We start from the raw sequence: 26,882 nt of genomic DNA, 5'->3' as shown, positions 1-26,882 counted from the left end.
ATCCGGCAGATCGAAGCTGCCGGAGTAGACGACGTTGGTCTGCACCACCGGCACCGAACGGGAGACCGTCTCTCTCGAGACCAGGGCGGAAAGCTTCACGTCCACCACCATCGGCGACGTTCCCCGGTCGCCCCTCAATTCCGCCTTCCACAGGAGGTCGCGGCCGATCACCGCCTTGCCGACCAGATCGATTACCGCTTTTCGATGGGTATAGGTGGGACTCGTTCTTTCCCAGCTCTCCAGAATATTCGTTTCATCGATGTCCGGCTTTTGATCCTCTGTGAAGCGTGCCGTTCCGTCTTGAGCCGTGAAGCTGTGGACCTCGCCCCAATCCGAGGCTTCGATTTCGTGCCAGACCGGAATCTGTTGACCTGCCGCATCGAGGATGAAATTGGCATATTGGTCGGTCATATAGTGGACGGAGTAATAATAGGCCACCTCGGAACCGGCCGGCATGCCGTCCCATGCCTCGAATTGAAGTTGGGTATAAAACCCGTGATATCCCCCGGGAACCATGGCCGCGCCGTTGTTCAACCGGATCACGCCGACCGTCTTGAAGGTCACCATAAAGACCAGATCGTTGAAGTCAAAGGCATTGTTGGTGTTGACGGCGTCAAATCCGAGGATCACGGCATTCTCGGTATTGTCGGGCGCCGCCATTACCGCTTTGGGCGTTTTTTCGCCGTCAATCAGTTTAAGGTTGATATCCCCTTGGGGAATGCCATACCCTTTTTCCTGCAGCCAGCTTCTGGGCGCCGCATTCAGCCATCCCTGGTCATCATATCCCGAGACGGTATCAAATTGCATTTCATTTGCTTTTCTGCAGATGGATCCGCCATACGTAAATTCTTTATATAATATGATTTTCTTCGCAAACCCGTCATACTTGGTGTCACATCGACTCTCAAATACGGCATTCCAGGCTTTCCTGGTGTAAAACCGGGTGCCGTCCGCCAGCTCCAATACGAATACGATCTTGCGGTTCGAACCATAGGGCAGTGCCGCACCCTCTGGGTCCGTCAGGAATGTCTGGGTTTCCGAGCCCGGACTGCTCCCCAGCGGGTCGAATATCCAGCGCGGTTCGCCTTCCGGCATGTCCGAAGACGCGTCGTAGAGCCATCCGAGCCTGGCGTTTTCCAAACCGCCGTCCTGATAAACATAGGTGACGCTGATATCCTTGACGGCATCCAGGGCAATGCCCTCCTGATCCCACGAGATCCCGGCGGGATCCAACACCAGATGACCGCTCTCGTTCTTGACGAGATTGGACAGGGTAAAGTCGCCTTCAGACCAGCCGCCGTAATCCGAGGAACTGATGGGGGCGCTGCAGCCGTCAATCGCCGCCTGGACGGTATGGGTCTGTACACTGAGCAGCAGACTCCACACCGCGACCAGAATCAGCCGGGACCTTCGGATCACTGCGTTTTTTGACTTTGCGCTCATGTTGTTCCCTCCAATAGCCGGATCATCCTCAACGCATCTCCCGTCGGCGTCCGGAAGCGCCGCGTCAGGCGTCCTCGTTCAGTTGGTACGTACTCAGCTCATCGGCCGTCATGGCGTTGATGTCATATCCGGTGTTGCTTTTGGCGGACCCGGCATTCTGCTGTCCGCCGTAACTGCTGAAGGAGGTCGTTCCCGACGGCAGGACACGCTTGCCCAGAAAACTCACCTCGAGAACCGCACGGCCCCCGTTGGGGCTGGTGCCGACGGACTTGAGGAAGATCAGGCCTTCGGTGTTCGCCTTGCCCGCGAAAACGGTCACGGTGTAAGCGCAGTCGCCGACAGCCTTGTTCTGAAACACGTATTTTTCCCCGGGATGCTCCGCCTCCGAAGAAGAGACGTCCGCGAAGTCCGAAAGATCCCATGTGTCAAGGCTCGCCTGGGCGGCGATCATGTCGCTCAGCAATTTTCTGGCGTGGTCGATCCCCGCCTCAGCCGCATAAAAGGCCTCTGCTTTTTTTTTCGACGAATTGGCGATCAGAATTTCAAGGACGGACGTATTGGTGGCTGCCACGCCGATGATGGTAAGGACCACCAACAGCAGCATGGAGATCACCAACGCCGATCCCCCTTCGGATTGGAACAACCGTTTGAACCCAAAGCCGCAGCGTGTCTTCATTGCTTCAACCTCCGATCAGTTGAGTCCCATGTTGCGCAGGGCGACGGTCACCTGGGAAAGCCTGCGCCGGTGAAAATCCGTTGCTTCGGCCGCGGGGTGATCCTCGAGGGCCGGCCGCCTGTCCGGGGCGAGCTCCCTTCGGGCCTTTGCCGTGCGGCCCAGGACGCTGATCCGCAACGCCCGAACCAGGGGCTTGTCCGCATCCTTCAAATCCCCGTCCGCGTCGAAATCATCCGCATCCTCTCCGTTGATCCAGGTGTCGATCAGATTATCGTCGTCCGTGTCGAGCCCGAAGGCGAACTGGATGTCCTCGATGTGCTCCACGACCGGATTGGGTGTCGTAGTGCCGGTGCTGTTTCTCAGGTCTTTTTCATGGAGCCGCATGAGCGCCCCGTCCTGGAGATAATAACGAATCTCTTCCAATGGCTCGAAATTGAAAAACATGATGGTGCTGCCGGGAGGGTACTTGTTGAGCACCTTGTTGGCATAATCCAGTACCGGATGGTTCCCCAGTTTGCTGCTGTTGGCGATGACCTGGGTGATCACCACCTCGTCGGCCATGGCCCCGCCCGGCGCGATGATAATGCCGTTCATATGGGGTTGCGGCTGTGTATAGGTCACCCCATCGCAATAGCAATCCCTGTCCCAAGCGTTATAATCTATGGGAGATGTGGCATTGAGATCTTCGTTGACAATGGCGACCGCGGCGGTGATGGGCATGGCCGCCGTGGGGTCTTTTTTATCCGGTTTGAGCGTCAGCTTGGGCAGATCCGCGCAGGAGCCGATTCCGGATGGCGGCGGTCCGCAGACGTCCGAACTGGGAACGACGTAGCGAATCGTCAGTATGTCGCTGCCGTTTTCACCGCCGTTGTTGTCAAAGGTGAAGGCGGAAAAAGCCTCGGCCGGCAGGCCGGCCAGTCTCGGGAACTCCCCAAGTCCCGCACCGGCCATGATGACGTCCCGTTCGATGAAAGTCCTCGCCATCCGCACATCCTGCTGAACGGCCGCGATATCCTCCTGGACATTGTAGGATAGTTGGCTGCTGTTCAAGACCCCCAGGGCCGCGGTGATGACAACGAGTCCCAGCATGGCGGCAACAAGCATCTCCAGAAGGGTAAATCCTGATTGGTCCTTAAATGTGCTCTCCACGCCGTGTCTCCTCTGCCCTACTCCATGATGATCGTATGGAATGAAAACCTGTGGTTTTGGGTTCCCTGCCGGTCGTTCCACGAGACCTCGACCTCGACGGTCTTGACCCCGGACAGGGGGGTGTCCGTCTGAACGATGGTCCTCCTGGTAAACCCTTCGGCGTCCGTCTCCTCATCCTCACTCTGGATGCTCGGATAGGGCATTTTCTTGACGGCCTCCATTCGGGTGACAATCCGATCGGTGGCCTCGGTCAGTTTCATGCCGTAGCCGTTTCCGTGAATCGCGGTCACCTGCATGGCCGCCACCCCCAACAGGCCTGCCGACAGGATGACCACGGCAAACAGTATCTCCAGAAGCGTAAAGCCCCCTTCGCCGCCGATGGTCTTAAAGGGTTTCATTTACTCTTCCCATCCCTGCCCCCAGTTGGCCCATGCCTTCACTCTCCCGGTAACGGTGATGGTGCCGACGGCAAAGGTCTGACCTTTCCCGTTTTTCATATACACCGTTCCGGATTTGTTGCTGATGCCGCCGGGATCGAAGTGAAACGTGTTTCCGGAAAAGGTCGTCACCCCGTTTTCGGGAACGACACCGCCGGGCCGCGGTCCGATACCGGACCCAATGCCGAAGGAAACATCGCCATATTCCGATAACGAAACGGTTTTCACCGTGATGTCGTCTCCGGTATCCAGATGCCGATCCGCACCCGCGTGGACAAGCCTGTAGGCATCCCCTGCCGCGTCAAAAAAAATCGCCCAGTCCCTTCCGTCCCGCATGGCATTGATCCGGGCCATCTGAAAATGGGAAACCATGTCTCGTCCCGCTCTTTTGATGCGTGCTTTATTCCTCTGGGCCAAAAACGTCGGAAACGCCATCGTCACGGAGATTGCCGCCACGGCCACCACGATCATCAACTCCGTGAAGGTAAATCCTTTATTCCCCATTTTATACCCTCTAATTTTTTTCATATGTATTCACGAATGTCGTCATAATGCAAAACAATTCTTGATGTAGAATCTTTGACACGGCTTGCAAGAAGGATCTGGAACGCAGTGGTCTGGGATGAAATATATATGAACCGGAATGGCGGGAAAGTGAAAAAAGTCGGAAAACGCGACTCGATCTATTGTTTTTTTTATAGGCCTATAAATAATTACACAACTGGGTGTCAAGGGGCCGGTGCCGATTGGAAGTCATCCAGGCGTTTCCCGGCCCTCATGCATCGGTATTCATGCGCCGCGAATAAAATCGACACCATTTTTGAGAAGCTGTACACCCGGTGCAGGCATTCGCCGGTGTTTTGGAAGGTCGACTTTGTTCCGGGTCCAGGTGGGATGATTGGTGGGATCGTTGTAGGCTTCAGGATGGGGCATAAGGCCGAAGACCCGTCCCGTGGCATCACAGATGCCGGCTATGTCCGCCATGGCGCCGTTGGGGTTGTCGGGAAATCGGCCTTCCGCCGCCGCCCCCTCGGGGGTGATGTACTGCATCACCACCTGCCGGTTTTGGATCAGGCGTTCCAACACCGGACCGTCGGCAAAAAACTTTCCTTCCCCGTGGCGGACGGGCAGATACAGGCGATCCATTCCCCGGGTAAAGACGCAGGGGGAGGCTGGATTGACCCGCAGATGAACCCAGTCATCCCGAAAATTACCGCAGTCGTTATGAATCAGGGCCACGGACCGGGTCGTATAGTCTCCGTCGACGCCGGGGAGCAAGCCAAGATTGACGAGGGTCTGGAATCCGTTGCAGATGCCCAGGACCAGATTGCCGCGATCGATGAAGTCGAGGATCCGGTCACCGATGGTATGCTTCAGGCGGACCGCCTGTATAACGCCGGCGCCGTGGTCGTCCCCCCAGCTGAAGCCGCCGATAAACACCATGATCCGAAATTCGTCCAGACGCTCACTGCCGTCAATCAGGGCGTTGATATGAACGCGCCGGGCCGTTGCGCCGGCCTGTTCGAAGGCATAGACGGTTTCGTGATCACAGTTGAGACCGTATCCGGTGAGCACCAGAACATTCACGTCGCGGTTCATATCAATTCTCCAAAGGTGCCTTTCCAGGCGGATTTGAGCGCGGTCACCGAGAGTACCGCCAGCGTGCCGCCGTCCAGCCCCCGGATGACCAGGTTGGGACTTTCGGTCACCGTGCCGATACAGGCAAAGTCGGTGCCCGCCAGTCGCCGCTCGAAAGCACGACAACGGTCGGACGGCACCGTCACGATGAAACGTCCCGCCGATTCCGAAAAAAGAAGGGCATCCGGCCGCAATCCCTTTTCAGCGGGGATCCGGGTCATGTCGATCTCCATACCCAGATCTCCTCCCATAGCCACCATGGCCAGATGGACGCCAAGCCCCCCCCGGTAGACGCCGTGAATCGATACCGGAAGCCCGTCGGCCACGGCATCGGCCAGGGCCGCGTACCGGGGCAGGGTCTCGTCGGGACGGACCCGGGGCACGTTGCGCCCTAAATAACCCAGATGGGCATAGTATTCCGAAGCCCCCATCTCGTTCCGGGTCTCTCCCAGAACGTAGACCCGGTCTCCGGGCGCCTTGCTGTCCGGGGTCATGCACAGGTCGATGTCGTCAACCACGCCGATGGTGGAAAACTGAAGCGTCTCGAGAGCCGACACCTTGTGGCTCTCTCCATATGGCCCCACCAGATGACCGTCGACATACATGCTGTCCTTTCCCGATAAGAGCGGAATCCCATAGACCAGACAGAGATCCTTCAGCGCGCGACAGGCGCGGACCAGCTGCGCCGCCTTGAAGCGGCCGTCGGGATTCTTTTCCGGATGATACTGGATGTTGGGCCAGCAGAAATTGTCGACGCCGCCGATATGGTCGACACCGGCGCCGACGGCAATGAGCCGCCGTACGCCCTCATCAATGGTGCAGGCGGTCATGTGATAGGCGTCGATGGCCGAATAATACGGCAGCAAGGCCTGGGAAACGGCAAGCCCTTTCGTTGAAGCCAGAACCGGGCGGATCACCGCCGCATCGGCGGGCACATCCCGCTGGGCGCCCACCAGGGGTTTGATGACACTCCCCCCTTGCACCTCGTGGTCATACTGTCGGATGATCCACTCCTTTGAACAGATGTTGGGTCGTGCGAGAAGATCGAGAAGCAGACGGCCGTAGTTCATGGGCGGCTCGAGAACCGGCTCCGTCAGACCCCGCGCTTCCGGGGAGAGCCATACGGCATCGAATTCCCATTGGGGAAAACCGGCGGTAAGCAGATCCATGTGCACGCAGGCGCAGGTTTCCCCCTCGTAGGTGATGTGGAGCATGCCCGTATCGGTGTATCGCCCGATGACCGTACTCTCGACGGCGTGTTTTTTCGACAGCGCCATGAACCGGTCGATATGATTGGGTTTGACGGCGACGGTCATGCGCTCCTGAGACTCGGAAACCCAGATCTCCCACTGATCGAGGCCCTCGTACTTGAGAGGCACCTTTTCCAGCTGGATTTCGCACCCGTTGCTGTAGCGGGCCGACTCCCCCACCGAAGAGGAAAGCCCCCCGCCCCCGTTGTCGGTAATAAAGGCGATGAGTCCTTCGTCCCGGGCCTCCAGCAGAAAATCGTGCATCTTCTTCTGGGTGTAGGGATCACCGATCTGGACGTGACCCGCCGGTGTATGTTCGGAGAAGACCTCCGACGACGCCGTGACGCCGTGGATGCCGTCCTTACCCACCCGGCCGCCGCACATGATCACCAGATCGCCGGGGGACGTCGTTTTCCGATCACTCGGCTCCCCGTCGACAACGGCGGGCATGATGCCCACGGCAGTGACGAAAACCAGGCATTTCCCGAGGTACCCGGGATGAAAGGTTACCTGACCGAAGGTCGTGGGAATCCCGCTCTTGTTTCCGCCGTCGCGAACGCCCTCGACCACGCCGTCCAGAAGCCTTCGCGGGTGAAGGCGGGGCTTCAGGCGGCCGTCGTAATCCCGCGGGCCGACACAATACCCGTAGGTGCCCATTACCAGGCGCGCCCCTTTTCCCGTCCCCATGGGATCCCGGTAGACCCCGACGATGCCGGTGATGGCCCCCCCGTAGGCCTCCATGTTGGAGGGAGAGTTGTGGGTCTCACCGGTGATCACGTAGTAATGATCCGCGTCAAACCGGCCGGCGCCGGCGTTGTCCCAGAGTACGGAAACAACCCATGGCTTTTTGGCCGCAAGGGTCAGGGTCGGCTCCTGGATAAAGGTCTTGAAAAGGTTGTCCACGAATTCCACCGGCGCATCAGGACCGGCCTGATAGCGGAACCGACCGCCAAAGGTGTTGTGATTGCAATGATCGCTCCGGGCCTGGGAGATGTACTCGAGCTCAACGTCGGTCGGGTCCGAAAGGCCCATCACCGACCGCGCTTCCCGAACGTCGGGCCTCAGGAAATAGGCGCGGATGATGGGAATATCGTTGGGATTGAGCGCGAGATTCCGGGCATCGCTGACCTGTTGAAGGGCTGCATCGCTGTCGATGGGGACGATCTGAAGGGTCGGGGTATGATTCAACGTGACCTTGGGGATGATGATGCCGATCCCCGTTCTGGGGTCCCAGCGATCTTTTCCGATCACCCGCCACTGTTGGATGATGTCGTTGGCCAGGAGTTCCGCGGCCAGCAGGTCCACCTGCTCGGCGGTCAGCGCGGCGCCCGTGAGACAATAGCGCTTGGAGGTATAGACCGCCGCCTCCGGGGGAAAGGCCGTCCCCAACACATCGGCCATCGCCTCCACGGCGGTGGCGCCGGGATTGTCCTTGACGCCGGGGCGATAGCCGACCCACAGTGTGAAGTCGAACGGCGTCGGAAGCGGGTCAAAAGACGACACCTGGGTGACGGGATTGGTAAAAAGATCCCTTTGAAGCATTGTCAGCTGGTCGGGTGTCAGATCGGCATCAATGGTGACGACCTGGATGATCCGAACGTCCGCAATGTCGATGCCGAAATAGTCCTTCGCCTTTCGGCGGATGCCTTGGCCTTCCGGATCCGGGATATCGGATCGGGATGTGATTTCTAATCGATACGGCATAATGTCATGAGAGCTTTGGGGTTAAGGTCAACTCGTTGCAAAAATCCGGGAAAGGTCGTTGTAGAAGACAAATATCATCAACAGGAGCAGGACAAAAATGCCGGCCTGCTGTGCCACCTCCCTCACCCGTCGGTTGACGGGCTTGCCCGTCACGGCCTCGATAAAGAAAAAGACGAGGTGTCCGCCGTCTAGCACCGGAATAGGGAGGAAATTGAGGATGCCGAGATTGATGCTCAAAAGGGCAATGAAGAAGACCAGATTGGTGGCTCCTTCCCGCGCCTGTTCTCCGGCCATCTGGGCGATCATGATCGGCCCGCCCAGGGTCTTGGTGGAGACGACGCCCTGGATAAGCTTGACGATGCTGAGAACGGTGAGGCGGGTGATCTCGTACGTCTTGGCGAAACTTTCGACAACAGCTTGTCCAGGGGTCAGGTCCCGTTGATGCACAACCCCGCCGGAGGTGATGCCGATAATGTACCGCTCGGTCTCCTCGCCAAAAAAATTTTTCATGGTGGTCGTCTGGGGGGTTATGGTCACGGTCCGGCCTTCGTCACCCCGTTGGAAACTTACCGACAACGCCTTTCCACGGCTCTTCGTGATGGCCTCGGCCATTTCTTCCCATGTCGCGATGGGCCGGCCGTCAATGGCGGTGATGCGGTCTCCCTCCCGGAGGCCCGACACCTGGGCCGGGGCGCCTTCGGCGACGGAGCCCACCACCGGTTCCAGGACATACGTACCGGAAACCAGGAAGATGCCGAAAAAAATCAGAAGGGCGAGAATGAGGTTGAACATGGGGCCGGCGGCAACGATCAGGATCCGCTTATAGACCGACTTATGGGTGAACGACAGCGGCATGTCGGCCGGATCGATATCGGCGTCGGGCTCCTCACCCACCATCTTTACGAAACCGCCCAGTGGAATGGCCGAGATGCGATAATCGGTGCGGCCGACAGTTTTCCCCACGATCCGGGGGCCGAACCCCAGAGAGAAAATCTCCACGCCAACGCCGCACAGTCGGGCGACGAGAAAATGTCCTATTTCGTGAAAAAAAACCAGTACGCCCAACACGATGATGAACGCGACAATACTTGTACTCATGGCATCGACCTCCCTATTGCCATAATCCGCTCGGAAGCTGCATGCCTCGCCCACCCGTCGGCATCGAGAATGTCGTCAAGGGAAGGTTGATCCGTCCGGACATGCCGATCCATGACCCAGGCAATCACTTCAGGTATAGCGGTGAAAGAAATCCGCTTCTTCAGAAAGGCCGCCACCGCCGACTCATTGGCGGCATTCAGGACCGCCGGCATTGTTCCCCCGATCTCGCACGCACTGAAGGCCATGTCCAGACAAGGGAACCTGACCCTGTCCGGGGCTTCGAAGGTAAGTGCCCCCAACGCCGTGAAATCGGGCGCCGGCTGTTGAATCGGCAATCGTTCTGGCCAGGACAAGGCATAGGCGATGGCGCCTCTCATATCGGGAATCCCCAGTTGGGCGATCACCGACCCGTCACGGTAGGCGACCATGGAGTGCACGATGCTCTGGGGGTGGACAACGACCTGGATCTGCTCTTCCGATACCCCGAAAAGCCATTTGGCTTCGATAACTTCAAGTCCCTTGTTCATCAATGTCGCCGAATCGATGGTGATCTTCGGGCCCATATCCCAATTGGGATGTTTCAAGGCATCCTCGGGTCTGATCTTCGCAAGCTCCGTCGCCGGCGTCAGACGAAACGGTCCGCCGGATGCCGTCAGAAGGATCTGGGCCAAATCCTCCCGACGCTGGCCCGCCAGCGATTGAAAAATGGCGCTGTGCTCACTGTCTATGGGCCGGACGACCACGCCGTTTTCCGCCGCGCGCGCCATGACGAGCGATCCGGCCATGACCAGGGTTTCCTTATTGGCCAGTGCGATATCTTTTTTGGCGGAAATGCCGGCGAGGGTGGGCGAAAGACCCGCAGCCCCCATCATGGCGGCGACGACCATGTCGGTCTCCTCGTTCGCTGCAGCGATCCGGTATCCATCCTCCCCCCAGAAAATCTCCACCCGAACCTCCGGCGGAAGCAGCCGCTTCAGGCGATCCGCGGCATCGCCGTCAAACACCGCCGCAATTTTCGGCCGGAAATATTCAATCTGGCGGGCCAGGCGTTGGACGTTGTCTTTGGCCGTAAGAGCCTCCACCCGAAAGCGCTCCGGAAACATATCGACGATGTTCAGTACGTTGCGGCCGATGGATCCTGTAGATCCCAATATGGATAATCGCTTCATTTCGGTACTCCCGGACCGTCCGGAGTCGCAACCGACATAACGGTACAACTTGAAATCATAATATAAATTTTATAAAAAAATATGCAACCGGAAGGGCAAAAAGCAGTGCATCGATGCGGTCCAGCAAGCCGCCGTGGCCCGGAAGCAGGCTCCCCGAATCCTTGACTCCGGCCGTGCGCTTGAATTCCGATTCGTAGAGATCCCCGATCTGCCCGACGACGCCCAGCACCAGAAATAACACGAGGCTGCCGGCCCATGGAAGTCGGGGAAAGAGCATCAACTTGACGATCGTACCCACGATCAGGTTCCCGGTCAACCCTCCCACGGCGCCTTCGATGGTCTTTCCGGGGCTGACCGACGGACACAACTTGTGACGGCCCCAGTAAGTCCCCGCGTAGAAGGCACCGATATCTCCGGCGAACACGACGGCCAGAATAAAAAAAACCCAACGCATGCCGTCGACCCCGTCCCGAATCCATACGGCGAAGGCCAGCATCAGGGGAATGTAGATCATCCCCTGACTCGACTTCACGACGGTTTCGATAATTCGTGGGTTTGTCTTGAACCGCACCAGAGATATCAGGGCGCATAGGATCAGATGCAGGACAAGAGCGAAGAGGACCGCGTCCATCGAACATGTATGCGCCGTCCAAACCATGACCGGCGCGATCGCGATTCCCACGCTCGGAATGATCCCCCAACCCGGTCTGGGCGGATCGGACAGCGCCGAATCCTCAAAAAGGATTTTGAAGTACTCCCACAGCGAGACGACACTCACGGCGGCGATAAAGAGCGTAAAAAGAGCCCCTCCCGAATAGATCAGGTAGACAAGGAACGGAAGCGCTGCAAGACCGGTGATCCATCTTTTTAAATGCATTGATTGCTCCGGATGAACAGGGCGTATAGGGTTCTCCCGGGATGTCTGCCCGGAACGAAAGCGCAAAATTTTGGAGAGGTCAATCCACCTGGCCGTAACGACGATCTCGGGACTGAAAATCCTTCAGGATCCGGATCAATTCCGCTTCGTTGAAATCCGGCCACAGGGTGCGGGTAAAAAAAAGTTCGGCATAGGCGATCTGCCATAGGAGGAAATTACTGAGGCGCATCTCTCCGCTGGTCCGAATCAAAAGGTCCGGATCCGCCATCCCCGTTGTGTAAAGATGCTCCGCCACGGTACGCTCGGTGATGGCGTCGGCCGTCATGAGACCTGAATCGACCATGCGGGCGATTTGCCTCACCATGCGGGTAATTTCCTCCCGGCCGCCGTAGCTGAGCGCCAGATTGAGCGTCATGCCGTCGTTGTGCCGGGTCAGTTTTTTGACGACATGGATAGACGCTTGCACGTCATCCGGAAGATGCTCCGTCCGGCCGAGGGTGTTGAATCGGATATTGCTGCGGATCAGCTCTTCCTGCTCGGAAACCAGAAATCGCCGCAACAACAGCATCAATGCCCCGACCTCAGTCTTGGGTCGCCCCCAATTCTCCGTGGAAAAAGCGTATAGGGTCAAAATGGAGATACCGAGTTTCCGGCATGCCCGGACCATTTCCCGGACGACATCCGCTCCCTTTTCGTGGCCCTTGATCCGGTTCAACAGCCGTTTTTTTGCCCAGCGACCGTTGCCGTCCATGATCATGGCGATATGACCCGGCATTCTTCCCGGGTCCAGGCCTTGTTCGATCACAAAATCATCAGAACTCAAGGATCTCTTTCTCTTTGTCCTTGTAAATTTCGTCGACATTCCTGACGAATTCGTCGGTGATCTTCTGAATCTGATCCTGGGCCTTGAAGGCATCATCCTCTGAGATATCTCCGTCTTTTTTGAATCCCTTGATCAGCTCGTTGGCGTCTCTTCGAATATTGCGAATGGCGACCTTGGCCTCTTCACAGGTCTTGTTGACAATTTTGACCAATTCTTTCCGCCGTTGTTCGGTAAGAGGAGGAATGGTGATGCGGATCATCTTGCCGTCGTTTGTAGGGGTGAGTCCCAGATCGGATTTCAGGATCGCTTTCTCGATCTCCTTGATGGCGGTGACATCCCACGGCTGGATGGTGATCATTCTGCTTTCGGGTACCGAAAGGGACGCCATTTGGGCCAAGGGTGTAAGGGTACCGTAATAGTCCGCCCTTATACCGTCGAGGAGCGACAGAGACGCACGACCGGTGCGGACCCGCTTCAGATCTGCTTTGAGAGCCTCGATGGATTTTTTCATCCGCTCTCGGGTTTCCTGGTAGGTTGACTCAAGCATAGCGGTTCTCCCAATTCATGTATCGTTGTTCCATGTTTGACGGTTCCGCAAAAAATCCGATAACGCAGTTAAGCGTATCCATGCCTCACGGCATGAGCAATCGTCAATGCACCGCATTCCCTCCCGATCGGCAAACCGTGATCTCGGCCTTGTTCCCAACCGTCTGAAAATCGACGTATCAGGGATGTATCGCGATTCGTGTCCATCCTTCGGGTCGCCTCCCTGACAAGGCCCGACGACGGAGCCGCATCCGGGGCGCATCGGCCTGTCAATGATAACTTTCGGAAACGGCCGCCGTTCGATCGACGCGGTTTTTACCGTCTGTGACATTGTCGATTCTCGATCCGACGGATTCGCCGCAGACAACACGCAACATGCTGCCCTCGTCGCTCAGATTGAAGACCACCAAGGGAAGATCGTTATCCATAGCCAGTGAGATGGCGGTCATATCCATCACCTTGAGTTGCCGCTCCAACACGGACATATAACTGATGTGCTTAATGAAGGCGGCATTTTCGTTGATTGCCGGATCCGAATCGTACAGCCCGTCGACCTTGGTCGCCTTCATCAACATTTCGGCGTGAATCTCCTGAGCCCTCAGAACGGCCGCTGTGTCCGTGGTAAAATAGGGATTTCCCGTACCGGCGGCGAAGATGACGACACGCCCTTTCTCCAGATGCCGGACCGCGCGTCTCAGGATGTAGGGTTCAGCCACCTCGTGCATTGAAATGGCGGTCTGGACTCGGGTCTGGACCCCTGAATGTTCAAGGGCGTCCTGAAGGGCCAGGCTATTGATGACCGTGGCCAGCATCCCCATATGGTCGGCTGAGGCGCGGTCCATATTGTAGGAGCTGGCGGCAATCCCCCTGAAGATGTTTCCGCCGCCGACGACGACGGCCACCTCGCACCCGATGTCGGTAATCGATCGGATTTCACGGGCAACGTACTTGATCATCGACGGAGAAATGCCGAAGCCCTGATCGCCCATCAGGGCTTCGCCGCTCAATTTCAGCAGGATTCGTTTGTATCTTGGCGTCGTCAAAATAAATTATTCCCCCAATTGAAATCGGGCAAATCGTTTGATGACAATATTCTCACCGGTCTTCGCGATCACCTCGTTGAGATAATCGGCAACGGTGACCTCGGGATTTTTTACATAGGCCTGATTCATGAGGCAGACGTCCTTGAGGAACTTGGCGAGTTTTCCTTCAATGATCTTTTCCACGACCGATTCGGGTTTTCCGGTTTCCAGAGCCTGGGCGCGGTAGATCTCCTTCTCCCGAGCCAGCAGGTCCGCGGGGACGTCGTCGGGAACAATGCCTGCCGGGTTGGTGGCGGCGATATGCATAGCGATATTTCTGGCAAACGTCTTGAAGTCATCGGTTTTCGCCACGAAGTCGGTCTCGCAGTTGACCTCGACCATGACGCCCATCTTGCCGCCCATGTGAATATACGCTTCGATGACGCCTTCACTCATGGCGCGACCCGCCCTTTTCTGAGCCGTAGCCAGTCCTTTTTTGCGCAAAAAGTCGACGGCTTTGTCCATATCGGCACCGCACTCGCCAAGGGCCTCCTTACAGTCCATAATACCGGCTCCGGTTCTTTCACGGAGCTGCTTCACCATTGCTGCGCTGATCTCTGCCATCGTTATTCTCCTGTGCCCTCTGCAACATTTTCTGCGTCAACATTATCGGTATCGGTGGTTTCCGAGGCCGTTCGCTTGATGATCTCCACAACCGGCCCGTCGGTACCGTCGGAGATCACTTTTCTCTCTCCCGGCTTCAAATCGGCGCTGGCAACCGTGACTTCGGGAAGATCTTCCTCGATCTCCTCAGCCTGGGCCATCTGTTTCTCCGAAAAGAGTTCCCTCCCCTCCAGACAAGCATCGGCCATTTTGGACGTAATCAGACGAATGGCCCGGATGGCGTCATCATTCCCGGGAATAATGTAATCGATCTCGTCGGGGTCACAGTTGGTATCGACTATGGCGATGGTGGGAATGCCCAAACGCTTCGCTTCCTTCACGGCGATGGCTTCGTTCTTGGGATCCACGATGAACAGCGCGCCCGGCAAGCGCGTCATGTTCCGGATCCCCCCCAAATTGTTGTCCAGTTTGAGTCGTTCCTTACCCAGTCGAAGCCGTTCTTTCTTGGTATAGAGATTGCTCATCTCTTCGTCGTTCAGGATGTCGTTCAGATGATTCAGGCGATCGATACTCTGCTTGATGGTCTGGAAATTGGTCATCATACCGCCCAACCAACGATTGTAGACATAAAACATTTCAGCGCGGTTGGCCTCTTCGTATATGGCGTCACGCGCCTGTTTCTTCGTTCCGACGAAAAGGATCGACTCGCCGTCGGCAACCGTGTCCCGGATAAAGTCGTAGGCCGTCCTGAACATCCGGACCGTCTTCTGAAGGTCTATAATATAGATCCCGTTTCTGGCACCGAAAATATAGGGTTTCATTTTCGGGTTCCATCGTTTGGTCTGATGACCGAAGTGAACGCCTGCCTCCAGCAGTTCCTTCATCGTAACATACGCCATAATTGAATTCTCCCTTCATGTTGGTTTTTCCACCGCCTCTTTCTTCCCCGGCACCGACTTTCACACAAAAAAGCACCCGATACCCGGTCCAGAGGCGTGCGATTTCAAATCAAAATAGTTTAACAAACTTAATTTTATTCCGCAACTTTTTTTTGGACCCCGAAAGCCCCTCATTTGCGCAGCAGACGGACGACACGATCATGTCCGCTGTAATCCCGGATAAAATCGAGTTGAACGTACGTCGAATGCTCTCCCGCCAGGCTCTCGATGTCCGCCTTCTGGTCATATCCGATCTCGAGCAGAAGATACCCACCCGATCTGAGATAGTGGTGGGCACGCCCAATGATGGCACGAATCGACGTCAGTCCGTCCGCACCGCCGTCCAGCGCGCCGCGGGGTTCATACCGGGCCACCTCCGGCTGAAGACGGTCGATTTCAGCCGTCGGGATATAAGGCGGGTTGGACAGGATCATATCGAAGTGCAATCCTTGCGGACGCAGGCATGCGAACCAGTCGCCGCAAAAAAAACGGATCCGCGGCTCCAGGCTGAAACGCCGGGCATTCCGCCGGGCGACTGCAATCGCTCTTAAGGATCGGTCCGTTGCGGTGAATACCGCTTTCTTGAGTTCGGCCGCCAGTGCCAGCACTACGGCCCCTGAGCCCGTGCCGAGTTCGAGAATTCCGGTCGGCGCCCCCTGGTGTTCGCCGGGGCCTGACGACAACGTTGCAAGAGCTGTCTCAACCAGGCACTCGGTTTCAGGACGCGGGATCAGCACGTCCGGTGTAACCGCGATGGGCATGGACCAGAACTCCCTCTCCCCAACGATGTAAGCGACCGGTTCCCGACGAACCCGCCGGCGTATCGTAGCCTTGAACCGGGATAGCTCGGCGGGGATCAAGGGTTGGTCATACCGAATATACAGGTCAATCCGCTTGACCCCCAACACATGCGCAAGGAGAATCTCCGCAGAGGCCCTGGGGTTTTCAACGTTATGGGATGTAAAATAAGACGTCGTCCACTTGAGGATGTTAAGAATGGTCCACGGCGGCGCTTCGGTCTGCTTCGGATTCGGCATGCTGCAATGCCTGGGTCTGGTAGTAGGTTATCAATTCATCGATCACCACGTCGAGATCCCCCTGCAGAATCGTCTCGAGTTTGTAGAGGGTGAGCCCGATCCGGTGATCCGTTACGCGTCCTTGTGGGAAGTTGTACGTCCGGATGCGCTCGCTTCGGTCGCCGCTCCCGATCTGGCTTTTTCGTTCCTCGGATCGCTTTTCCTGCTGCTCCCGAACCATCCTGTCGAGAAGTCGTGCCCGCAGAACCTTGAGCGCCTTGTTCTTGTTCTTGAGTTGAGACTTCTCGTCCTGACAGGTCACCACCAGTCCCGTGGGCAGGTGGGTCAGTCGAACGGCGGAGTCGGTGGTGTTCACGGATTGGCCGCCGGGACCTGTCGAACGATAGACATCCACCTTAATCTCATTGGGGTCGATCTGGACGTCCACCTCTTCGGCCTCGGGCAACACCGCCACGGTGACCGCAGAGGTATGAATCCTTCCCTGGGTCTCCGTTTCGGGGACGCGCTGAACGCGATGGGTGCCGCTCTCGTATTTGAGCCGGCTGTAGACGCCCTTGCCCTTGATCAGCGCGATCACCTCCTTGAGTCCGCCGACACCCGTGGTGTGATGGCTCAACACCTCGATCCGCCACCGGTTGTTTTCAGCATATCGATCGTACATCCGATATAGATCCGCTGCGAAAAGTCCGGCCTCCTCACCCCCCGTACCCGCCCGGATTTCAATGATCACGTTTTTGTCGTCACTCGGGTCCTTGGGAATCAAAAGTTTTTTGAGAGCCGTTTCGGTCTGCTCTTTTTTCCGGTTAAGCAGCTGTATCTCGTCGCGGGCCAACTCCTTGATTTCCGGATCAGCGTCTTTCAGGAGTTCCATGCTGTCGTTAAGATCCGCCAGCGTTTTCCTGTATTCCCTGTACACGGTGACGATCTTGTCGAGGTCGGAATGCTCTCGCATATATTTTTGATAGGCATCCCTGTCCTGAACGATCTTTGAATCGCTCAAGAGCGCCTCAACTTCCATGAACCGCGCCTCTATTCCTTCCAATCTGTCAAACATAAGATATCCGGCAGGCTGTGCATCCCGACTGCGAATGCCTCAGAAAGTTACCCCACAAAACGGTTTACTTGCCTTCCTTCGCCTGATTGAACTTCTCGTATTTTCTTCTGAAACGTTCGATCCGACCGGCCGTATCCACGAGCTTCTGCTTACCCGTAAAGAACGGATGGCACTGGGAGCAGATTTCAACGGTGATATCCGATTTGGTCGATCCCACGTTCATGACGTATCCACAGGCACACTTGATTTCCGTCTGTCGATATTCGGGATGTAGGTCTTTTTTCATTTCGATTCCAGCCTCCTGTAGGTTCTTTAAGTATTCATTGCCTCTAGAAACTCTTTATTATTACCCGTACCCTGCATTTTTTCAAGTAAAAATTCGAGGCTGTCCACAGGATTCAGGGATGACAACAATTTCCGCAGAATCCAGACACGGTTCAAGGTGTCCTTATCCATAAGGAGTTCCTCCTTTCGGGTACCCGACTTTTTGATGTCGATGGCCGGGAACAATCGCTTGTCGGCCAAGCGCCGGTCCAATTGAAGCTCCATGTTTCCGGTGCCTTTGAATTCTTCGAAGATCACCTCGTCCATTCGGCTCCCCGTATCGATAAGCGCCGTGGCGATGATGGTCAAGCTTCCACCTTCCTCGATATTTCGGGCCGCGCCAAAGAATCGTTTAGGCCGCTGCAGGGCATTGGAGTCGACGCCGCCGGAAAGGATCTTGCCGCTGGGGGGAACTACGGAATTGTAAGCCCTCGCCAGGCGCGTGATGCTGTCCAGAAGGATGACGACATTTTTCTTGTGCTCCACCAGCCGTTTGGCCTTGTCGATGACCATCTCGGCCACCTGGACATGCCGCTCCGCCGGTTCGTCAAAGGTCGAACTGATCACCTCGCCCTTGACGGACCGCTGCATATCGGTCACTTCTTCGGGTCGCTCGTCGATCAGAAGGACAAACAAATCGATTTCCTTGTGGTTGGCGGTGATGCTGTTGGCGATGAACTGAAGCAGCATGGTCTTGCCGGATCTTGGCGGAGAGACGATAAGTCCGCGCTGACCGAACCCGATGGGCGTCATCAGGTCCATAATCCGGGTGGAATAGTTTTCGGGATCATGCTCGAGATTGATCTTGCGGTTGGGATAAAGTGGGGTCAGGTTGTCAAAAAGAATCTTTTCCCGCGCGATCTCGGGATCTTCATAGTTGATGGCTTCGACCTTCAATAGCGCAAAGTAGCGTTCGGATTCCTTGGGCTGACGAATCTGTCCGGACACCGTGTCTCCCGTCCGCAGATTGAAGCGGCGAATCTGGGAGGGAGAGACATATATATCGTCGGGCCCCGGGAGATAGTTGTAGTTTGGCGCCCTCAGGAAACCAAAACCGTCCGGCAGAATCTCCAGGGTGCCCTCTCCGTAAATCAAGCCGTTTTTTTCAATCTGCGCCTGCAATAAAGCGAAGATCAGCTCCTGCTTTCGCATCCCGGCGGCCCCTTCGATCTTGAAGTCTCTGGCCATCTGCGTCAGCTCGTTAATTTTTTTTTCCTTGAGTTCAGTGATATTCATCAGGCATTACCCCGTGTAAAACGTTAATGGAATGATATATGGAATAGGTATGTTTCTGGGCGAGAGTCCGGCTTGCAAGCCCGGTTCACCCGTTTTTTTTCGCTTTTGGGTGTACGTGGACGACAAAACTGCGTAAATTAGGCGCACTTGAGAGTTACGCCACGCCACGCCGCCGGCACTGGCATGGGACACACATAAATTTTAGATGGTTTCCATGGTGTTAAGGAGAAATCTGGATGTTTTGTAATTAAGGTCTATGGTTGAAGATTTAAGGTGTTTTCTCCAGGGCGGGTGTGCCGTAATCGATTAACGATTATACAATGCCGCCATGCCTGTCAAGATTTTTCGGCACGGAAAGTACGACTTTTTAAAGGTTCCGGCAAGGCGCGCCATCAACGGTGTCGACGAATGCGTCACGGCACGCGGCATTGCCCCTCACGAACAAATCTTTTATGCAATCTTTCAGCAGGATCGGAATGTTTTTCGATATGATGCCGTTCGACAACTTGCACGATATCCCGGGAGCGGAAAACGCCTACCTTGTGGGTGGATGCGTCCGGGATCGCCTTATCGGGCTTCGCCCGCAGGATTTTGACATTGCAGCACCCCCCCCTGTTCGGGATTTCGCCGAACATATCGCCCGCAGGATCGGCGGTCATTGTGTCGAACTGGGGAAACCGGGTCGACAGGTCATTCGGATCGTTTCCGGCAGGCCCCAGGTAGATGTGGCGCCCATTAACGGCCCCTCCATCGAAAGCGATCTCGCCAAAAGGGATTTCACCATAAATGCACTGGCCCGGCGTCTCTCATCAGGAGAAATTATCGACTGCACCGGGGGAATACGGGACCTTGAACAAAAAATAATCCGTATGGTGTCGGACCAGTCCTTCATAGCGGATCCTCTTCGCCTGCTTCGGACCTACCGACTGGCCGCGATTCTCAATTTCAGGATCGATACCGCAACGTCCGCCGCCGTTGCGAGACATGCCGATAAGATCCGGAATGTAGCCGGCGAACGAATCCGCCTCGAACTTTTCAAGCTTCTGGAAGTCGAGAACGCCTGTCTCCGGCTCGAGCAGATGTCGCGGGAAAGGCTCCTTTTTGCCGTCATTCCGGAGCTCGAACCGTTGGTCGGCTGTCTTCAGAACCGGCACCACGCATTCGACGCCTGGATCCATACGCTGAAGGTCGTCGAGGAGATGGAGGCGATTCTGAACCGCCCCCCCAGGCTTTTGTCGGCGGCCGACTCGCCTGCGCTTTCGGCCTGCCTCAAAGGCGGCATACCGGTACTGCTCAAAATATCCGCCCTCCTCCATGATATCGGCAAGCCCGCCACTCGAAAAATCATCCACACGAAAGGACCGGTGTTTTACGGTCACCACGAAACAGGCGCCGAAATGGCGGAGGCCGTCTCGGCTCGACTCAGATTTTCAGTCCATGAGACTCGGATCGTGACCCAGATCATCCGTCATCACCTTGGACCGCTCCGACTATGGATCCAAGCCGAAAAAGGGGCCCTTTCCCGAAAGGCCGTCACGCGATTCTTCATGCGATGCGAGACCCTGACCCCGCTCATCCTGTTGCACGCCCTGGCGGATCATCGGGGCAAGCGCCCCCGGGGGACACTGCCGGAAGATGATTTTTCACGCTTCATCCTGAACCTGTTGACAGCGTATTTTACAGAGTATCAGGAAAGAAAAAACCGGCGCCCCCTGCTGACCGGTCACGACCTGATTTCGGAATTCGATCTCAAGCCCGGCCCTGATTTCAAATTCATCCTGAATCGCGTCGAAGCAGCAAGGCTTTCCGGCGAGGCGGTCACCCGCGAAAACGGCCTGGAAATCGTATCGGAGCTTCTAAAAACATGCATCGGAGACCGTCAACCCGGTATAGATACACCGTCCGGCCGAACAAAGACGGGATTGCCGCACAAAAAAAGGGGCGGCGACCGTCCCGGTTGAACTCCCGGGAGCCGGCCTCCGCCCCGAATGCATACGACCGGCGTGAGACGACACGCTGCCGCCTCACGCCGAGACGAGGAATCCTCTATTTGTTCAATGCATCGAGCGCGCCGAAAATCGCGTCTCGGATTTCTTCTACCTTGCCGACACCTTCTATGCGAATGTGCTTCGGGGCACCCGCTTCGCCGGAGGCGGCCCAGTTCTTGTAATAGGCAACCAGGGGTTCGGTCTGTTGATGATAGACCTCCAGGCGTTTTCGGACGGTCTCTTCCTTGTCGTCATCCCGCTGGACCAAAGGCTCCCCGGTGACGTCATCCTTTCCCTCAACCTTCGGGGGATTGAAAACAACGTGATAGGTCCGACCGCTGGCCAGATGCGCGCGGCGGCCGCTCATCCGTTTGATGATCTCTTCATCCGGAACATCGATCTCCACCACGGCATCAATGGGAACGCCCGCAGCTTTCATGGCATCTGCCTGAGGAATCGTTCGGGGAAATCCATCAAAGAGAAATCCTTTCCGGCAATCGGACTCTTTAATGCGCTCTTTAACCAGACCGATGATTACATCATCGGGAACCAGTCCGCCGGAATCCATGAATCCTTTGGCTTTTTTGCCCAGATCCGTCCCGGCCTTGACGGCCGCACGAAGCATATCTCCGGTGGAGATTTGGGGAATCTGGTATTTCTCTTTGATGTAATTCGCCTGTGTGCCCTTGCCCGCACCGGGGCCTCCCAACAGAATCAGCCGCATAAGCATCTCCTCCTTTTAAGTTACCCGTCCATTGTTCGTCAGGGGTTACCGGATCTTTGAAGCCCTTCGCCCTGTCGATCGGCAGGGGATGGCGCCGTTCAAAAACCATTGCCTGGAAGTCTATAGCAGAGGAAATATGACCGAAAGCGGATAATGTGTCAAGATATAATGTTAATCCGCATCCTGGCCGCATCGGGTCTTTGATGATTCCCGAAACGCGGGATGTGTTTTTTTCTTGCAAAAATCATAATTCCCGGATAATATAATTTGATTAATGATTAACATCGGTTTATAGCCGTCGTTTGAAAATAACGAAATGATACATACCCGTGAAAACCGATGGTAAAAAGGGGGCGAGACAATTTGAAGGCTATCGAAGTTAAAGTCTATGACAACGACCTTGAAAAAGCCATGCGCATTCTGAAGAAAAAGATTCAGAATGACGGCCTTTTCAAGCGGCTCAAGCTGAAGAAAAGCTACGAAAAACCGAGTGAATACCGGCGACGCAAGCAACGAGAAGCCCTGAGGCGTCAACGTATTGCCGCCGCCAAAAAGCGTTACGGCAGATAAACAGCGCCATTGAAGCATGCCCGGAAGATCGTCCCCGATCTTCCGGGCTTTTGCGTCAATCGGGCCACGGCATTGAGATGACAGAGAGTGATCGTTATTCAGCGTGTCTCAAGACCATGTTTGGTCTCAGAAGATTCGGAATCAAACTCGGCCTTGAAACCATTCAGGACATCCTCACAGCCCTCGGCAATCCCCAGGACCGCTACAAAGTGATCCACGTCGCCGGCACCAACGGCAAAGGCTCCGTCGCCTCCGCGCTGGCAAATATCCTGACAACGGCGGGGTACAAAGCCGGACTCTACACTTCGCCACACCTCGTCCGATTCAACGAGCGCATCAGCATCGACGGGCGTCCCATCGCGGATGAAGACGTCGTTCGAGCCTATGAGCGCGTTCGGGAGGTTCATAAGGGCGATCGGCAACCCACCTTCTTTGAATTCACGACAGCCATGGCCTTTTACGAATTCGGCCGACAAAACGTCGACTGGGCGGTTGTCGAGACGGGAATGGGCGGGCGTCTTGACGCCACCAACGTAGTGCGTCCCGAACTTTCCATCATTACCAATATCTCCATCGAACACCCGGAATATCTTGGCGAGACAATTCCGCAGATCGCTGCAGAAAAAGCAGGAATCATCAAGACCGGAATCCCCGTCGTCACCGGTGTCGACCAGGCGGAAGCCGTCGTCGTTATCACACAGGCAGCGGCTGCCAAGGAAGCGCCGCTTTACCGATTGAACGTCGATTTCCACGTCGAACCGGAAGTCGGCGGAGAATTCACCCATGTCGGCATCGATAACACCTGGCGCCATATGCGGACCGGGCTGGCGGGCAGGTACCAGCTCGACAATGCGGCCATGGTATTGGCCGGTTGCGAACTCCTCGCCCGACGCCACCCTCGCCTCAGCCGGGAAACCGTTCGCGAAGGGCTTGGCCGGAACCGATGGCCGGGGAGACTGGAAATCGTCTCGACGGCGCCTTTCGTCATCATCGACGGCGCCCACAATCTCGCGGCGGCGCGAAACCTGGCCACGTTTCTGCGCGAGGAATTACGCACCAGGGACCTGACTCTGGTGGTCGGGATCCTCGCCGACAAACCCTACAAAGAGATGCTTCAGGAATTGGTGCCGCTCTGCCGGAAAATCATTTTGACGACACCCAGGATTCACCGGGCGCTTCCAGTGGAAACTCTCCATGAATACGTCCGGACCCTGACGTCGGATATTACGGTCATTCCCGACGTCGGCGAGGCTGTCAAGCATGCCATGTCCAATGCCGCCGACAATGACGCCGTTTGCATCGCCGGATCCCTTTATGTGGTCGGTGAGGCAAAAGCCTACCTTGAAACCCAGGGGATTCCCTCTTTCCAGCGAAAAACCGGACATTGATTTTTCAAACTTGACTAACGCTTTTCAGTTGGCTATAAGACCCCTTACGCGCCCGTAGCTCAGTGGATAGAGCGTCAGCCTCCGGAGCTGAAAGCCGCTGGTTCGAACCCAGCCGGGCGTACCACCCATCTCGCTGCGTCATTCGCCGTTACTTCCGCCCCCGGCGCTCAACCACCTCAAAGCAAGCCAAAGCAAGATTGATTCCCCGGCGGCAACCCAGACATCTTTCAACTTTATCCTCAAGGTTTCGATTCTCGACTGCTCCCGACAGTTGACGGTACGGGAAGACGCTTCGCAATTGTCTTGATCCGGCATTACTTTTGAATTGCATCCGGAGGGTTCACCGAAACCGACGCAAGACGAACCTCGGCAATCTTGCATCCATGGGCAGGTATGATTACTATACAGAGACTATGAAATCAGATAAAGAATATAATGGGAAGATTCCGGACCCCAAAGAAATAGAAAAGGAAATCGGGGAATTTTTATCCAAAAAATTCGGGGGAGAAGTCAGGATCATCTCTCCGGCCGGAAAGCCTCAAGACAGTCCCGCCGAGGAAAAACGCTCGCGGCAGACGCGGCGGATCAACTTCGAGCTCAAACCCGAAGAATTGATCGCCTACCTGGATCAGTTCATCGTCAGGCAGGAAGAGGCCAAGGCCATTCTCGCGACGAAAATCTGCACACACTTCAACCGCATCAAGCATGCCGAATCTCATCCTGAGGATCAGGAACTTCTGGTGGGCCGAATCAAGAACAATGTTTTGATGATCGGCCCCACAGGCGTCGGCAAAACCTATATGATCAAGCTGATCGCCAAAAAGCTGGGCGTACCCTTTGTGAAGGGGGATGCGACCAAATTCAGTGAGACCGGCTATGTCGGCGGAGATGTTGAAGATCTTGTGAGAGATCTCGTGAGAGAGGCCAATGACGACATTGAACTTGCCCAATACGGCATCATCTATATCGACGAGATCGACAAGATTGCCTCAAGCCGGAACATTGTCGGCGCCGATGTGTCGAGAACGGGTGTTCAGCGCGCACTGCTCAAGCCCATGGAGGAGACCGACGTCGACCTCAAGGTTCCCCATGATCCCATTTCCATGTTTCAGGAACTCGAGCGGTTTCGGAAAACGGGTAAGCGGGAAAAGCAATCCGTCAATACCAAAAACATCTTGTTTATCATGAGCGGTGCCTTCGCCGATCTCGCCGAGATCATCAACCGGCGGGTGACGCGCCAGGAGATTGGGTTCGGCTCCCAGGTCAAAGGATCCCAATCTACAGACGAATTACTGCGGCAAGTAAGGTCCGAAGACCTTATCCAATTCGGCTTTGAATCGGAGTTCGTTGGCCGTTTGCCGGTGCATGCCGTCCTTGAGCATCTGAACGAGGCGGACCTGCTGGAAATTCTCAAGAACCCCAACAACCCGGTCATTCTGGGCAAGAAACTCGATTTTGCGGCCTACGGCATCCAGGTGAAGTTTTCAGAAGGCGCCCTCGCACTTCTGGCGAAACAGGCCTACACGGAAAAAACGGGAGCCAGAGGGTTGGTGAGCGCCGTTGAGAAGGCGCTTCTCCCCTTCGAGAAAGTGCTGCCTTCTACGACGATCGGCATTCTGCCGGTGACCGAAGCCTTGATTCAGAACCCCAAAGCATTGCTGGACGACATGATTCATGCAGCCGGCGATCCGGCCGGCTCGTCAGCCGTTTCATCTTTGAAGGCCGCTTTCGACCAACTGGTTGTAGCGGAAAGACGAACGATCCAAAACTATATCGACACCAATCAAAAATACCTGTCCCACAAGCACAATCTCACGCTGACGCCCTCGCGAACGGCTATCTTCGCCCATTATTACAGCAAGAATACGTTGGACGTCGAACGCATTTTCAAGAAAATGAAGCTTTACTCGGATGAGATCAAAAACGCTGAGCTCTCCTTTTACAAACAGCATGACATCAACATAGTCCTGGAGGAAGATGCCATCGACTTTCTCATGGAGAAATTGATCAACGGAGAGATACAACTTCCAGAGCTCCGCGATCGGCTCAACAAGGATTTCGAGTTGGGCCTGAAACTCGTGCGGGAGAAGACCGGAAAAAAACGTTTCTTTATCAACCAGGATGCGTTAAGATTTCCGGAAGACTACATCGCCGGTCTCCTGAAGCAGAGGCTGACGATACCATAGAGCGCTATTTTGATTCAACCTCTACCAGACAAGGCAAAAAATTCGATGATAGGAATCTCCAAACTTTATTGCGGAACAGTGGAGCCCTCGGATGCCATTCGTTACGGACGTCATTCCGGAAAGCTGCCTTCCCACCTGCTCCAATTTTCCATCGATAAAAAACCGGTCGTCGTGTGGAATACCACCCGTCGATGCAACCTGAAATGTATTCATTGTTATGCCCACGCCAAGGACATCCCCTTTGAAAACGAGCTCTCCACCGATGAAGGAAAGGCGCTTATAGACGATCTTGCCGATTTTGGCGTTCCGGTCATTCTCTTCTCCGGAGGCGAGCCTCTGGTGCGCAAGGATCTTCCGGATCTGGCCGGATATGCCGTCGAGAAGGGCATTCGGGCGGTAATCTCCACCAACGGAACACTCATTACCCCTGAAAAAGCGAAAATTCTGAAAGAGATCGGATTATCATACGTAGGCGTCAGTCTTGACGGCATGGAAGAGATTCACGACCGGTTCAGAGGAATGAAGGGGGCTTTTCAAAAGGCCATGTCCGGCATCCGCAGTTGTCAAGACGTCGGCATCAAGGTCGGTCTTCGCTTTACCATCAACAAGTTCAACGTGGGTGAAATCCCGGCGATTTTCGACCTTCTGGAGGAAAAAGAGATTCCCCGGATCTGCTTTTATCATCTGGTTTACGCCGGCCGCGGCTCAGAACTGGTCAAGGATGACTTGAGTCACGAGGAGACCCGCAGTGCCGTGGACGTCATCATACAGCGGACCAAGGATCTTTACGACCGGGGCATCGAAAAAGAGGTCCTCACCGTGGACAATCACGCCGACGGTCCGTATCTCTACCTCAAGATGCTGCGGGAACAACCGGACCGCGCGAACGAGGTGCTTGAACTTCTCAAGATGAACGAAGGCAACAGCTCCGGAAGGGGGTTCGGTTGCATCAGTTGGGACGGTGAGGTTTATGCCGATCAG

The 26,882-nt window shown here is 55.8% G+C and carries 25 protein-coding genes and 1 tRNA gene; 6 read left to right on the top strand and 20 right to left on the bottom strand.

What is annotated here, in order from left to right:
* The 19 genes from AB7S84_RS10070 to rho all read right to left on the bottom strand — a co-directional run.
* Positions 1 to 1,443 (bottom strand): hypothetical protein (locus AB7S84_RS10070; RefSeq protein ID WP_428154243.1); only part of this gene is annotated, 1,443 nt, incomplete at its 3' end.
* A gap of 64 nt (positions 1,444 to 1,507) precedes the next feature.
* Positions 1,508 to 2,119, bottom strand: coding sequence for a pilus assembly PilX family protein (locus tag AB7S84_RS10065; RefSeq protein WP_020876595.1), 612 nt, complete (start codon positions 2,117 to 2,119; stop codon positions 1,508 to 1,510).
* A gap of 15 nt (positions 2,120 to 2,134) precedes the next feature.
* Positions 2,135 to 3,268, bottom strand: a complete 1,134-nt coding sequence (locus tag AB7S84_RS10060; RefSeq protein ID WP_428154240.1) for a PilW family protein — start codon at positions 3,266 to 3,268, stop codon at positions 2,135 to 2,137.
* A gap of 17 nt (positions 3,269 to 3,285) precedes the next feature.
* A complete protein-coding gene (locus AB7S84_RS10055) occupies positions 3,286 to 3,666 on the bottom strand; it encodes a type IV pilus modification PilV family protein (RefSeq protein ID WP_020876597.1) in 381 nt (126 codons plus the stop codon).
* Positions 3,667 to 4,209, bottom strand: a complete 543-nt coding sequence (locus AB7S84_RS10050) for a GspH/FimT family pseudopilin (protein ID WP_020876598.1) — start codon at positions 4,207 to 4,209, stop codon at positions 3,667 to 3,669.
* A gap of 285 nt (positions 4,210 to 4,494) precedes the next feature.
* Positions 4,495 to 5,304: a phosphoribosylformylglycinamidine synthase subunit PurQ gene (locus AB7S84_RS10045; RefSeq protein ID WP_020876599.1), complete on the bottom strand. Its 810-nt coding sequence runs from the start codon at positions 5,302 to 5,304 to the stop codon at positions 4,495 to 4,497.
* Positions 5,301 to 8,297: an AIR synthase-related protein gene (locus tag AB7S84_RS10040; RefSeq protein ID WP_428154237.1), complete on the bottom strand. Its 2,997-nt coding sequence runs from the start codon at positions 8,295 to 8,297 to the stop codon at positions 5,301 to 5,303. Before AB7S84_RS10040 ends, AB7S84_RS10045 begins: the two co-directional genes overlap by 4 nt.
* A 27-nt stretch (positions 8,298 to 8,324) precedes the next feature.
* Complete coding sequence (gene rseP, locus AB7S84_RS10035) at positions 8,325 to 9,395, bottom strand: RIP metalloprotease RseP (protein WP_020876601.1); 1,071 nt, start codon at positions 9,393 to 9,395, stop codon at positions 8,325 to 8,327.
* Positions 9,392 to 10,564, bottom strand: a complete 1,173-nt coding sequence (locus AB7S84_RS10030) for a 1-deoxy-D-xylulose-5-phosphate reductoisomerase (protein ID WP_020876602.1) — start codon at positions 10,562 to 10,564, stop codon at positions 9,392 to 9,394. Before AB7S84_RS10030 ends, rseP begins: the two co-directional genes overlap by 4 nt.
* Before the next feature lie 55 nt (positions 10,565 to 10,619).
* On the bottom strand, positions 10,620 to 11,441 hold the full coding sequence (locus tag AB7S84_RS10025) for a phosphatidate cytidylyltransferase (RefSeq protein ID WP_020876603.1): 822 nt from the start codon (positions 11,439 to 11,441) through the stop codon (positions 10,620 to 10,622).
* Between the two features lie 79 nt (positions 11,442 to 11,520).
* Complete coding sequence (locus AB7S84_RS10020; RefSeq protein ID WP_040414886.1) at positions 11,521 to 12,264, bottom strand: isoprenyl transferase; 744 nt, start codon at positions 12,262 to 12,264, stop codon at positions 11,521 to 11,523.
* Positions 12,254 to 12,811 carry a ribosome recycling factor gene (gene frr, locus AB7S84_RS10015; protein WP_020876605.1) on the bottom strand — a complete coding sequence of 186 codons (558 nt, stop codon included), beginning with the start codon at positions 12,809 to 12,811 and terminating at the stop codon, positions 12,254 to 12,256. The genes AB7S84_RS10020 and frr overlap by 11 nt, the downstream gene beginning before the upstream one ends.
* 268 nt (positions 12,812 to 13,079) lie before the next feature.
* Entirely contained in the window at positions 13,080 to 13,853 is a 774-nt protein-coding gene (gene pyrH / locus AB7S84_RS10010) for a UMP kinase (RefSeq protein ID WP_020876606.1), read from the bottom strand.
* Between the two features lie 6 nt (positions 13,854 to 13,859).
* The gene (tsf, locus tag AB7S84_RS10005) at positions 13,860 to 14,456 is read right to left on the bottom strand and encodes a translation elongation factor Ts (protein ID WP_020876607.1); all 597 of its coding nucleotides are present in this window, start codon (positions 14,454 to 14,456) and stop codon (positions 13,860 to 13,862) included.
* A 2-nt stretch (positions 14,457 to 14,458) separates the two neighbouring features.
* Entirely contained in the window at positions 14,459 to 15,355 is an 897-nt protein-coding gene (gene rpsB, locus AB7S84_RS10000; protein ID WP_020876608.1) for a 30S ribosomal protein S2, read from the bottom strand.
* Positions 15,356 to 15,525: 170 nt separating this feature from the next.
* Entirely contained in the window at positions 15,526 to 16,431 is a 906-nt protein-coding gene (gene prmC, locus AB7S84_RS09995) for a peptide chain release factor N(5)-glutamine methyltransferase (RefSeq protein WP_020876609.1), read from the bottom strand.
* Positions 16,385 to 17,485 (bottom strand): peptide chain release factor 1, encoded by a 1,101-nt coding sequence (gene prfA, locus AB7S84_RS09990; protein WP_040414892.1) that lies wholly within the window; start codon positions 17,483 to 17,485, stop codon positions 16,385 to 16,387. The genes prmC and prfA overlap by 47 nt, the downstream gene beginning before the upstream one ends.
* A gap of 64 nt (positions 17,486 to 17,549) precedes the next feature.
* A complete protein-coding gene (rpmE, locus tag AB7S84_RS09985; RefSeq protein WP_020876611.1) occupies positions 17,550 to 17,771 on the bottom strand; it encodes a 50S ribosomal protein L31 in 222 nt (73 codons plus the stop codon).
* Positions 17,772 to 17,797: 26 nt separating this feature from the next.
* The gene (rho, locus tag AB7S84_RS09980) at positions 17,798 to 19,045 is read right to left on the bottom strand and encodes a transcription termination factor Rho (RefSeq protein WP_020876612.1); all 1,248 of its coding nucleotides are present in this window, start codon (positions 19,043 to 19,045) and stop codon (positions 17,798 to 17,800) included.
* A 476-nt stretch (positions 19,046 to 19,521) separates the two neighbouring features.
* Here rho and AB7S84_RS09975 point away from each other — a divergent pair, with 476 nt between their 5' ends.
* Entirely contained in the window at positions 19,522 to 21,006 is a 1,485-nt protein-coding gene (locus AB7S84_RS09975) for a CCA tRNA nucleotidyltransferase (protein ID WP_020876613.1), read from the top strand.
* Positions 21,007 to 21,091: 85 nt separating this feature from the next.
* Here the strand turns inward: AB7S84_RS09975 and adk are convergent, their stop codons facing one another.
* Entirely contained in the window at positions 21,092 to 21,757 is a 666-nt protein-coding gene (adk, locus tag AB7S84_RS09970) for an adenylate kinase (RefSeq protein WP_020876614.1), read from the bottom strand.
* Between the two features lie 363 nt (positions 21,758 to 22,120).
* Here adk and rpsU point away from each other — a divergent pair, with 363 nt between their 5' ends.
* From rpsU to AB7S84_RS09945, 5 genes are all read left to right on the top strand, one after another.
* A complete protein-coding gene (rpsU, locus tag AB7S84_RS09965; RefSeq protein ID WP_144016472.1) occupies positions 22,121 to 22,327 on the top strand; it encodes a 30S ribosomal protein S21 in 207 nt (68 codons plus the stop codon).
* A gap of 77 nt (positions 22,328 to 22,404) precedes the next feature.
* Entirely contained in the window at positions 22,405 to 23,715 is a 1,311-nt protein-coding gene (locus AB7S84_RS09960; protein ID WP_428154227.1) for a bifunctional folylpolyglutamate synthase/dihydrofolate synthase, read from the top strand.
* 48 nt (positions 23,716 to 23,763) lie between these two features.
* Positions 23,764 to 23,839 (top strand) — tRNA-Arg (locus AB7S84_RS09955).
* A 289-nt stretch (positions 23,840 to 24,128) separates the two neighbouring features.
* Positions 24,129 to 25,901, top strand: a complete 1,773-nt coding sequence (locus AB7S84_RS09950) for an AAA family ATPase (protein WP_040414896.1) — start codon at positions 24,129 to 24,131, stop codon at positions 25,899 to 25,901.
* Positions 25,902 to 25,946: 45 nt separating this feature from the next.
* Positions 25,947 to 26,882 (top strand): radical SAM protein (locus AB7S84_RS09945; RefSeq protein WP_428154224.1); only part of this gene is annotated, 936 nt, incomplete at its 3' end.

The sequence above is a fragment of the Desulfococcus sp. genome, assembly GCF_050178255.1.
GTDB lineage: Bacteria > Desulfobacterota > Desulfobacteria > Desulfobacterales > Desulfococcaceae > Desulfococcus > Desulfococcus multivorans.
This window is presented reverse-complemented; position numbering and strand designations above follow the sequence as displayed.

Coding starts and splice junctions, on each gene's coding strand:
- AB7S84_RS10055 (WP_020876597.1), bottom strand. CDS start 3,666: ATGAAACCCTTTAAGACCATCGGCGGCGAAGGGGGCTTTACGCTTCTG.
- AB7S84_RS09960 (WP_428154227.1), top strand. CDS start 22,405: ATGACAGAGAGTGATCGTTATTCAGCGTGTCTCAAGACCATGTTTGGT.
- prfA (WP_040414892.1), bottom strand. CDS start 17,485: ATGTTTGACAGATTGGAAGGAATAGAGGCGCGGTTCATGGAAGTTGAG.
- rho (WP_020876612.1), bottom strand. CDS start 19,045: ATGAATATCACTGAACTCAAGGAAAAAAAAATTAACGAGCTGACGCAG.
- rpmE (WP_020876611.1), bottom strand. CDS start 17,771: ATGAAAAAAGACCTACATCCCGAATATCGACAGACGGAAATCAAGTGT.
- AB7S84_RS10030 (WP_020876602.1), bottom strand. CDS start 10,564: ATGAAGCGATTATCCATATTGGGATCTACAGGATCCATCGGCCGCAAC.
- rseP (WP_020876601.1), bottom strand. CDS start 9,395: ATGAGTACAAGTATTGTCGCGTTCATCATCGTGTTGGGCGTACTGGTT.
- AB7S84_RS09950 (WP_040414896.1), top strand. CDS start 24,129: ATGAAATCAGATAAAGAATATAATGGGAAGATTCCGGACCCCAAAGAA.
- AB7S84_RS10040 (WP_428154237.1), bottom strand. CDS start 8,297: ATGCCGTATCGATTAGAAATCACATCCCGATCCGATATCCCGGATCCG.
- AB7S84_RS10050 (WP_020876598.1), bottom strand. CDS start 4,209: ATGGGGAATAAAGGATTTACCTTCACGGAGTTGATGATCGTGGTGGCC.
- AB7S84_RS10045 (WP_020876599.1), bottom strand. CDS start 5,304: ATGAACCGCGACGTGAATGTTCTGGTGCTCACCGGATACGGTCTCAAC.
- frr (WP_020876605.1), bottom strand. CDS start 12,811: ATGCTTGAGTCAACCTACCAGGAAACCCGAGAGCGGATGAAAAAATCC.
- AB7S84_RS10025 (WP_020876603.1), bottom strand. CDS start 11,441: ATGCATTTAAAAAGATGGATCACCGGTCTTGCAGCGCTTCCGTTCCTT.
- rpsB (WP_020876608.1), bottom strand. CDS start 15,355: ATGGCGTATGTTACGATGAAGGAACTGCTGGAGGCAGGCGTTCACTTC.
- prmC (WP_020876609.1), bottom strand. CDS start 16,431: ATGCCGAATCCGAAGCAGACCGAAGCGCCGCCGTGGACCATTCTTAAC.
- tsf (WP_020876607.1), bottom strand. CDS start 14,456: ATGGCAGAGATCAGCGCAGCAATGGTGAAGCAGCTCCGTGAAAGAACC.
- adk (WP_020876614.1), bottom strand. CDS start 21,757: ATGCGGCTGATTCTGTTGGGAGGCCCCGGTGCGGGCAAGGGCACACAG.
- AB7S84_RS10065 (WP_020876595.1), bottom strand. CDS start 2,119: ATGAAGACACGCTGCGGCTTTGGGTTCAAACGGTTGTTCCAATCCGAA.
- AB7S84_RS09975 (WP_020876613.1), top strand. CDS start 19,522: ATGTTTTTCGATATGATGCCGTTCGACAACTTGCACGATATCCCGGGA.